At 42.1% G+C, this 2,914-nt stretch carries 3 protein-coding genes and 1 pseudogene; 3 read left to right on the top strand and 1 reads right to left on the bottom strand.

The window, feature by feature from the left end:
* Window positions 1-1,101: serine hydrolase (locus LC574_RS33890; protein WP_229457991.1), on the bottom strand; the 1,101-nt coding region annotated here is incomplete at its 3' end.
* A gap of 274 nt (window positions 1,102-1,375) precedes the next feature.
* On the opposite strand from LC574_RS33890, the pseudogene LC574_RS33885 reads away from it, so the two are divergent.
* From LC574_RS33885 to LC574_RS33875, 3 genes and pseudogenes are all read left to right on the top strand, one after another.
* Window positions 1,376-2,042, top strand: a pseudogene (locus LC574_RS33885) (transposase).
* Window positions 2,043-2,240: 198 nt separating this feature from the next.
* Window positions 2,241-2,495 carry a hypothetical protein gene (locus tag LC574_RS33880; RefSeq protein WP_229457989.1) on the top strand — a complete coding sequence of 85 codons (255 nt, stop codon included), beginning with the start codon at window positions 2,241-2,243 and terminating at the stop codon, window positions 2,493-2,495.
* A gap of 33 nt (window positions 2,496-2,528) precedes the next feature.
* Entirely contained in the window at window positions 2,529-2,813 is a 285-nt protein-coding gene (locus tag LC574_RS33875) for a hypothetical protein (protein ID WP_229457988.1), read from the top strand.
* Window positions 2,814-2,914 lie beyond the last annotated feature (101 nt).

Raw genomic sequence — 2,914 nt, 5'->3', positions numbered from 1 at the left:
ATACTCAAGCGCGATCGCTCGCATTACTTCCTCAAGCATCGGATGACCCTCATTCGAGTTGAGCATAACAACAGCGCCTTTGCCAATACGTGCGTAAACTCGTATCAACGCTACAAACCCTTCATCCCAGCCACCATGAAAAAAGTAGAAACCATCGTCAATTCCACTAGCCACAAATCCTAAACCCAAAAATAATCCATTCGCTCCTTGTGTTTGTTCCGTCTCTTGGGGACGTAACATTTCTTTGATAGTCTCTTGACTCCACACGGCAGGAGGTTTGCCATGCAATACTCGCAAGAGTTCAACTCCGACTTTGGCTAAATCTGATGCCGTTGTCCACAAACCTGCTGCTGCCATCTCAGGATAAACGTGGTGCTTGCCTTCAAGTGGGACACCAGAGAACGGGTGAGCCGTTGCTGCCCTTGCTGCCCAATCGTTTGGGAGCGGCTGTTGGTAGGTGCTATTTGTCATGCCTAACGGATCGAGTGCCAATTCGCGCATGATTTCTGGAAAAGGTTGCTTGAGCAAATCAACCAATACCTGTTGGGCAACTGTTGTGCCGCCACCCGAATAGCGATAATGCAAACCAGGGATGATATTGACTTCTACTTTCTCGGTATTGGCTGGAGGTTCCCCATTGAGAACTTGAATCGTCGTTGGTAATGGAGCCGAGGTTGGATAGCCAGGAAAGCTTTGTACAGTCAAACCAGCCGTATGACTCAACAACTGACGCAGCGTTATTCGCGGTTGCCAAGAAGCGATCGCAGGCACACGCCATGAGGTGAGATAATTATTCACATCTTCATCAAGACTGAGACGACCTTCTTGTGCAAGACGCATGACCGCTAAAGCAAAAACAGGTTTGCTGATTGAGCCTGCTTGAAATAATGTATTTGTTGTGACTTCACGAGTTGTTCTGGCCTCACACACCCCAAATCCACGCGCCCATTCGATTTCAAAATCATTAATAACTGCAATACTGATACCTGGCGTGCGGTAATGTGCTAATTGCTCATCCAATGTTTTCGGTAGACCAAATTTTCCTTCTAACGCTGTTGCTGGCAGAAGATTATTGATGACACGCTCAATGGATTGTAGCATTAGTATACACCTCTTTTCCGTTCTGGGTTTGTCAGTGCTATCCAATTCTACTTAAACTTTGCCATCGCACTACAAAGTTAAGTTACAGCAGTTTTCATTTACAGGACTTACGCAACTGGCACAATGCGATCGCTAGCTTATAGTACATTAGTATTAATTAAATCTGATTCCGAAAGCTTTGTCTTCGCGATAGAAGTCGCTGTCTTGGAGGCACTATTGAAATATTTATGAGAAAATAGGTAGAGGTTGTATTAGATAAATTTTGTTTACGGTAATGAGATTTACTAAGCTTAATTACTGCCAATACTTATTAAGTAGTCAAATTAATTATACCATTACTAATTTAGCAGAGCATTTAGAGAGTATTAGCCATGATGCAATTAACTATTATTTGAAAAGAGAAAAGTTAACACCTCGTTTACTATGAGATAACGTGAAAGAGGTAGTTGAGCCTGATGCCAATGGTTACATAATATTTGATGATAGCGTTTTAGATAAAAGGTATTCTGAGTATTGAATTATTAGAATGGAGTAAAGAAGAATTAGAGTGTGGTAAAATAATAAAAATTAAAGGGTTCCCAGCTAATAAAAAAGTGAAACTATTCCGGGTTACTGTTTCTACCAACAAAACGGATTATGTCGCAACTAACGATTTATCTCAAAGTTCCACGGATGTTGTACACTCTTGTGTGTAAAATTCGTTGGAAAATAGAGTCCTGTTCACAGGGAGATTAAACAACTAACTGGCATTGAATCAAGGCAAGTGTCGTAAAGCTAGGCTCCAAAGAAATCATATCGCTTGTGCAATGTTGGTTTGGGTTAGGTTAAAGAATTTAGCCTATAGAACCGGTCAAACTATTTATCAAATCAAGCATAACTTGCTTGATAATTATTTAATTCAGCAACTAAAACGCCCAAGTATTCTTATGTGCTTGGTTTGATTTAAATTGTCGCGTGGCAGGGCTGCGCCCTGCCCACTATTTGTGCCAGTTGCGTAAGTCCTGACTTATTTTCTCATAAATATTTCAATAGTCTTCACTAATGCCGTTTCTATTCCGAATACAAAGCTTTCAGAAAGGGGATAAAGTAATACTTGTGTACTACTACATGGCGCTCGCAGTGTTGCTCTCTACGCCAAAATGAACGGGTTGCCTTGGACAGTAGATCATGACCTGACGATTAGCGATGAACTTGTCATTGGGATAGGAAGCTGTGAACTTTCTGGGAGTCGCTTCCTTGAGCGACAAAGGTTTGTAGGTATCACAACAGTTTTTAGAGGTGATGGGAACTACCTCTTGGGCAATCTTTCTCAAGAGTGTTCTTATTCTGAATATCCAAATATTTTGAAAACATCTACTCTCTATCGCAGCTTCGTTCAGATACTGATGCTGTAGTGGCTAAGGTTATAGATGCAATGAGGCAGAAACTTGGTAAACGGAGTAGGTGAAGTCATGGCGTTGTTAGGCAGACGGCTAATTGTTAAGTTTGTTGAAGAAGTTAACCCGACTCAATTTGGAGATTGGGAAGAAGCGATCGCCCTTGGCTCAATTCAATCAAGTAACGCCAACTTGGTTTCTTCCACAACGTTGCCCGAAGACACTAACGCGGTAACTGCAACAGTTTCCGAACGCATTCAACAAATCCCACACCTGGCATTTCAGTCTGTCGCTCAAGAACTGATTGCAACTCACAGGGTGACAACGTACCTATAAAGGTTGCTGCATAAGGGATAGGGCATAGAAACCACGCTGAAAATAGAGCCGTTTATGGGGTTTGAGCGCAATCAGATTCAGGACCCAATCTGCCCATAATT

The organism is Nostoc sp. CHAB 5715 (assembly GCF_020829685.1).
Taxonomy (GTDB): Bacteria; Cyanobacteriota; Cyanobacteriia; order Cyanobacteriales; family Nostocaceae; genus Nostoc.
Note: the sequence above shows the minus strand (reverse complement) of the source record. Positions and strands in the feature narration are given on the sequence as shown.

Bases quoted from the DNA above. Each gene is read 5' to 3' on its own strand.
- LC574_RS33880 (WP_229457989.1), top strand. From the start codon at position 2,241: ATGAACGGGTTGCCTTGGACAGTAGATCATGACCTGACGATTAGCGAT.